Genomic DNA, 6,088 nt, shown 5'->3' on the forward strand with positions numbered 1-6,088 from the left:
CGCATGGACATGATGGAGAAGCGCATGGACATGATGCAGAGCAGCCCACCAGCCAAATAAGCGAAGTCCGGCGCACCGGACAAGGGGGCGGGACATGGTCGGCTTTGAACATTTCGGCATGGGGTGGGCAATGATCCTGGTCTGGCTTATCCCACTCGTGCTGATCGCCCTGGTGATCAGTTACGTCATCCGCGACCGGAACTGGAAACCCGGGCGCACGGCACTGGATATCCTTGAAGAACGTTATGCCCGCGGTGAAATCGACCGGGATGAGTTCCTGAAACGGCGCGCCGATCTGGCGGAGTAAGGCCGTGACCATTTGGCCAAAGCAATACTGACAAAGTCACGTGCGGAGGCCACCTCATGCAAACCGCGACCATCGAAGTCACAGGCTTGTTGTCGGCGCTGAGCGCACGCGGCATCGAGAAGCAGCTCTTGAGGCTGCCGGGCATACACACGGCCGAAGTGAATTATGTCGCCGGCAGCGCCACGGTTGCCTACGACGAAACCGCCACCGATCTCCAGGCCATCGAGGCTGGCGTACGCGAGTGCGGTTACCACTGCGCCGGCGCGCAACTGCCCAGGCACCTCTGCGCCCCCGAAGAGCGGCTTGTGGCCGGCCACGCACATGAAGCGCATGCCGCGACGGCGGACGTGATGGCACATGAGATGGGCCACGGCGCCGGCATGGACATGCAGGCAATGGCGCGCGACATGCGCAACCGATTCCTCATCGCGACCGCGTTTACCGTGCCGGTCTTCGTCTATTCCCCCATGGGCGGCATGTTCACCCCGCCGGCGCCACCGTTCGACCTGCCCCTCAATGTCTGGCTGTTCCTGCTCGCCAGCGTCGCGGTGCTCTATCCGGTCTGGCCGTTTGTGGTCGCCGCCTGGCGTGCGCTCAAAAATGGCGTACTCAACATGGCGGTGCTGGTGGTGATGTCGGTCGGCACCGGCTATCTGTTCAGCGTGGGCGCGACCTTTTTCTTCACGGGGGTGCAGTTCTACGAGGCGGTAGCGGTACTGCTGGTGTTTATTCTGCTCGGCCACTGGCTGGAGATGCGTGCCCGCGCCGGTGCCTCGGCGGCAATCCGCACGCTGCTCGATCTTGCCCCGCCGATGGCCACGGTGATCCGTGAAGGGCACGAAACGCAATTGCCCACCGCCGAGGTGATGGCAGGGGATCTGCTCATGATTCGCCCCGGCAGCAAGATTCCGGTAGACGGCGAAGTGACGGAAGGCGAGTCGCAGGTGGATGAATCCATGCTCACCGGCGAATCCATGCCGGTCGGCAAGAAGCCCGGCGACACGGTGATTGGCGCCACCATCAACAAGAGTGGCAGCTTCGTCTATCGCGCCACCAAGGTCGGCGCCGACACTGCGCTGGCGCAGATCGTCAAGCTGGTGCAGGAAGCGCAGAACTCGAAGGCGCCGGCGCAGCTGCTGGCCGACCGCGCCTCGCAATGGCTGGTGCTGATCGCGCTGGTGATCGGCTTGGCCACCTTCGCAGTGTGGTTCTGGTGGATCGGCCAGCCACTGTTGTTTGCGCTCACCCTGACGATCACCGTGTTCGTCATCGCCTGCCCGGATGCCTTGGGGCTTGCCACACCAATGGCGGTAATGGTCGGCACCGGCCTCGGTGCAATGAACGGCATCCTGTTCAAGAACGCCGCCGCACTCGAGGAGGCGACCCGGCTCGACATCATCATCTTCGACAAGACCGGCACCCTCACCCTGGGCCAGCCGGACGTGGTGGAAATAGTCGCTGCGCCGGGCAACAGCGAAGACGCGGTGCTCGCGCTCGCCGCCGCCGTAGAGCAAGGCTCCGAGCACCCCCTGGCGCAGGCAGTTCTCAAGCGCGCCGGAAGCCTGAAAACGCAGCCGGTAACCGGCTTTACCAACATCGACGGCATGGGCGCCCGGGGAGAGGTCGATGGGCGTACGGTATTGCTGGGCAATCGCATGCTGATGCAGGCTGGGCGCGTCGACATGGGCGGACTCGCGGCGAAGTCCGACGAGATGCAGGGAGCCGGGCGGACGGTGGTGCACGTCGCGCATGGAGGAAAACTGGTTGGCCTCATTGCCATTGCCGATGCGGCGCGACCGACTTCGGCGGCGACAGTGCGCAAACTGCGCGAGCAAGGCGTTCAGGTTGCAATGCTCACCGGAGACAACCAGGCGACGGCCGAGCGCATTGCCGCAGGGCTGGGCATCGATCTCGTGCTCGCCGACGTGCTGCCCGGGCAAAAGGCCGACAAGGTGAAGGCATTGCAGGCACAGGGCAAGAAAGTCGGCATGGTCGGGGACGGCATCAACGACGCGCCGGCGCTGACGCAGGCCGATGTAGGCTTTGCCATCGGCGCGGGCACCGACGTTGCCATGGAGAGTGCCGACGTGGTGCTGATGAAGAGCGATCCGCTCGACGTGGTCGGTGCGATTGCCCTGTCACGCGCCACGTTGCGCAAGATGCACCAGAATCTGGTATGGGCCGTGGCCTACAACGTGGTCGCTTTTCCGCTCGCCGCCGGGGTGTTCTATCCCTTCGTCATCAGCCCCGAAGTTGCCGCGCTCGCGATGTCCGGCAGCTCGGCGTTGGTGGCCGTCAATGCGCTGCTGCTCAAACGCACCCGTCTCGAAGGCATTGGTGCGCACGACCCTGTGGCGACGCGTGCCATTGGTTGAAAAATCGGCACGACATAAGTTGTTTTTATTTTTGGTCGCGGCCTACCTCTGAACAGACCTATCGATGGATAGCCACGACTGTCTCTTCAGGGTTGGTAGTGGACTGAAGCGTCGGCTTGCCTCACGGTCCTCTGGCCGACTTCCAGCCGGCTGAGACTAGCTTCACCTCCGGCGCCTCCTCGGCCGAAGCGGCCTGTTGAGACCCAAGGTCGGTTGTCAGCAATCAGCCATTGAGCAGTCCTTCTATTGGCGGGCATGATTACCTCCCCTGCTGATAGCGGACTTATGCGCAATCAGCAACTGGGAGTCCACATTAGCCCGAGGCTACTGCATTAAAACGCTGAGCCTGCATCACGCACTTATGAAGGCTGAAACGTACACGGACGGCACTCACCAAGTCAGTGTAGCGATTCGGTCTTAAGATGTGACTAGCACAGATGAGTTCGCCTCCACGGTAGACAATGGCGACGTCAAACCAGAAGACTAGGGAGTTTAGGTGTCGATTCTTCAAGAAATTTACACGTGGTCGCAAGACCTCGCCGTTTGGCAGCAGGACGCCATCGCTAGGCTCTACACTGAGCGTGAACTCGGGGCTATTGACCTTGAAGACCTTTATGCTTTGGCCAAGTCAGAAGCCGGTATTCCCGATCCGCAGGGGCGGACTCCCAAGCGGCTTGAAGACGCCCAGGTAGCCGCTCCTGCGGATCCCTCCCGGCTCGTTCAGCTTGTCGCGGTCAAGGATCTTTCGAACGTCAACGCCCTCGCCAACGGTGGGCTACTGCCCATCGCCCCTGCTGGACTCACCGTCATCTACGGCGAAAACGGGGCGGGTAAATCGGGTTATTCGAGGGTACTCAAGCACGCCTGCCGGGCTAGGGATCGACGAGAGCCGATCCTTCCCGACGCGAAGTTGGATCCCAAGCAGGTTGGAACTCCATCGGCCACATTCGAGGCCATGATCGATGGCGTGGCGATGGACTTGGCTTGGACCTATGGGTTGCCGTCACCCGAGCCCTTGTCCGAGATCGCGATCTTCGATACCCACTGCGCCCGCGCCTACATCGACAACCAAGGTGACTTCGCGTATCGCCCCTATGGCTTGGACATCCTCGAAGGGCTTGTCGCCGTTTGCAACAAACTCAAGACACGAGCCACTGAAGAGAAGACGGCCAACGCCCCAAGCAATGCCATCTATACTGCGTTGGCCAATGAGCAGACGAGAGTTGGGAAGGCTCTTCTGGGTATCCCCAAGACAACCAAGCCAGAAGAGATTGAGGCCCTAGCGACCCTTTCCGATGCCGAGAATGAGCGGCTCGATCTATTGACAAAGACCCTTGCTGAGCCCGATCCAAAACAGAAGGCGCAAGCTCTTCGCCAAAAGGCGAACAGGCTACTTGAGCTCAATGGGCGGATCGCAACTTCTGTCGCCCTGATCGACGATGCCAAGATGTCAGAGCTTCGAGCTCTGATCGAAAAATCCAAGTCCGCAAGGGCTGCCGCCGAGTTGGCTGCTGTTGAGTTCAAACAAACGCCAGGACAATTGGCAGGAACCGGCGGGGATGAGTGGAAAGCCCTGTTCGAAGCGGCCCGAACATTCGCCACGCTGTCACATGCTGGCCACGAGTTTCCGTGGCTTCCGCCCGAGTCGGCATGCCCTCTTTGCCAAAACCCCCTCGGAGCAGAAGGTGCAGAGCGTCTTGCCCACTTCGAAGCCTTCATCAAGCAAGCCGCTGAATCTGCTGCCAAGAAAGCAAGGAGCGAAGCTGAAGCAGCTTACAAGGCGATCCAGCAAGCCTCGCTAGATTTGATGGTTGGGCAGGCATTGCTCGACGAGCTTAAGGAGATCGATCCACTTCTTGCAGCCGCTTGCTCAATGCTTCAAGAAGCTCTGACGACACGGCAAAAAGCGGCCTTGTCAGCATCGGCCGGAAAGCTGGAGTGGGAGGAAATCCAGAAACTTTCAGAGGATCCGCAGCCGACATTGGGCGCGCTGGCGGCAGGCCTGCAAGAACAGGCTAAAGCGCTCGACGCTACCGCGGACGAAAAAGCCAAGGCTGCCATGGTCTCAGAGAGGCAGGAGCTTGATGCTCGGCGCAGGCTTGGTGAAGTTAAAGTAGCCGTGCTGGAGGCCATGTCCAAGCATGAGCTCTGCCGCAAACTGCAGGCTTGCATTGACGGCATGGATACGCGTGGTATTTCCAGGAAATCAACGGAGCTCTCTCGAACCATGGCCAGCCAGGAGTTGGCCGATGCCCTCAACGAAGAACTTAAGCGGCTGAAAGTCCACGAGCTCAGTGTCGCAATGAAGACGGAGTCGCCCGGTGGCAAGACGCAATACAAGCTGACTCTCCAACTTCCCGGCGGAGGTGCACCATCGGCAATCCTGAGCGAAGGAGAGCAGCGGGCCATCGCCATCGCGTCCTTCATGGCAGAGCTGAGGCTGGGAAAGGGGCGCGGCGGAATCGTGATTGACGATCCTGTCTCATCGCTTGATCACCGCCGACGCTGGGAAGTGGCCGAGCGTCTGGCCATGGAGTCGCAGTTTCGGCAGGTGCTCGTGTTTACCCATGACATCTACTTTCTTTGCATCTTGGAGCAGAAGGCAGAGGCGGCAGGAGCCCCGTTAGCCAAGAACTACATCCGGAGAACCGCCCAAGGCTTTGGCGTCCATTCGCAGGATTTCCCCTTCGATGTTGCCACTACGAAAGACCGTATCGCGAAGCTGCGGCAAATACTGGTCGACGTTCGCAGGGCACATAAGGATGGCGACGACGACACTCATCGTCGATTGACTGCGTTCTGCTACGGGCGCTTGCGTTTGACTTGGGAGCGATGCATCGAAGAGGTTTTGCTCAATGGCGCAGTGCAGAGGTTCGGTGAGGGTATTTCGACCCAACGAATTCGATCTGTCGTCGTGAACGATGACGACTATCGTGAGATTGACGCGGGCATGAGCAAGAGCTCGAAGTTCGAGCACGATGCTGCGATGGTGGTCGGTAGGCTTCCCGTGCCTGATCCAGATGAGCTCAGCCAGGACATTGAGCGGCTGGAAGCCTTTCGTGCAGCCACCGACAAGAGACTGAAACAGGTGGCTGCGGCGAGGGCTTGAGCACAGTCATAGCGTAGCGTTGTTGATAGCACGCCAATGATTTCGAGAGACGTATAGCTGGCTGTGGTCAATAGTCCAAAATCGGGCTTGGACTGCTGGTACGTGCCGTTCACCTATAACGACAGCAAACCACTCGACACCAGTCATACAACTGAGCCGGCGCCAACGTCGGCAAAGGCCGAGGACCGGAAGTCGGCCGAAGCTGCCCGTGCTGATACTCCCGAATCACGTCAGCTTTATGGCTGCGAATTCAACCGGTGGATGCAACACACTAGAAACTGCGCAAGCAGAAGGAGT

3 protein-coding genes are annotated in these 6,088 nt (G+C 60.1%); all 3 read left to right on the plus strand.

Annotation, left to right across the window (positions count from 1 at the left end; genetic code table 11):
• Positions 1–94: 94 nt before the first annotated feature.
• The 3 genes from IV098_RS11985 (at position 95) to IV098_RS11995 (ending at position 5,791) form a co-directional block, all read left to right on the plus strand.
• The gene (locus IV098_RS11985) at positions 95–307 is read left to right on the plus strand and encodes an SHOCT domain-containing protein (protein ID WP_296889395.1); all 213 of its coding nucleotides are present in this window, start codon (positions 95–97) and stop codon (positions 305–307) included.
• A gap of 56 nt (positions 308–363) precedes the next feature.
• Entirely contained in the window at positions 364–2,682 is a 2,319-nt protein-coding gene (locus IV098_RS11990) for a cation-translocating P-type ATPase (RefSeq protein WP_296889397.1), read from the plus strand.
• A gap of 496 nt (positions 2,683–3,178) precedes the next feature.
• Positions 3,179–5,791 carry an AAA family ATPase gene (locus tag IV098_RS11995; RefSeq protein WP_296889398.1) on the plus strand — a complete coding sequence of 871 codons (2,613 nt, stop codon included), beginning with the start codon at positions 3,179–3,181 and terminating at the stop codon, positions 5,789–5,791.
• Positions 5,792–6,088 lie beyond the last annotated feature (297 nt).

The organism is Thiobacillus sp., assembly GCF_018780105.1.
In the GTDB taxonomy this organism is placed as follows: domain Bacteria; phylum Pseudomonadota; class Gammaproteobacteria; order Burkholderiales; family Thiobacillaceae; genus Thiobacillus.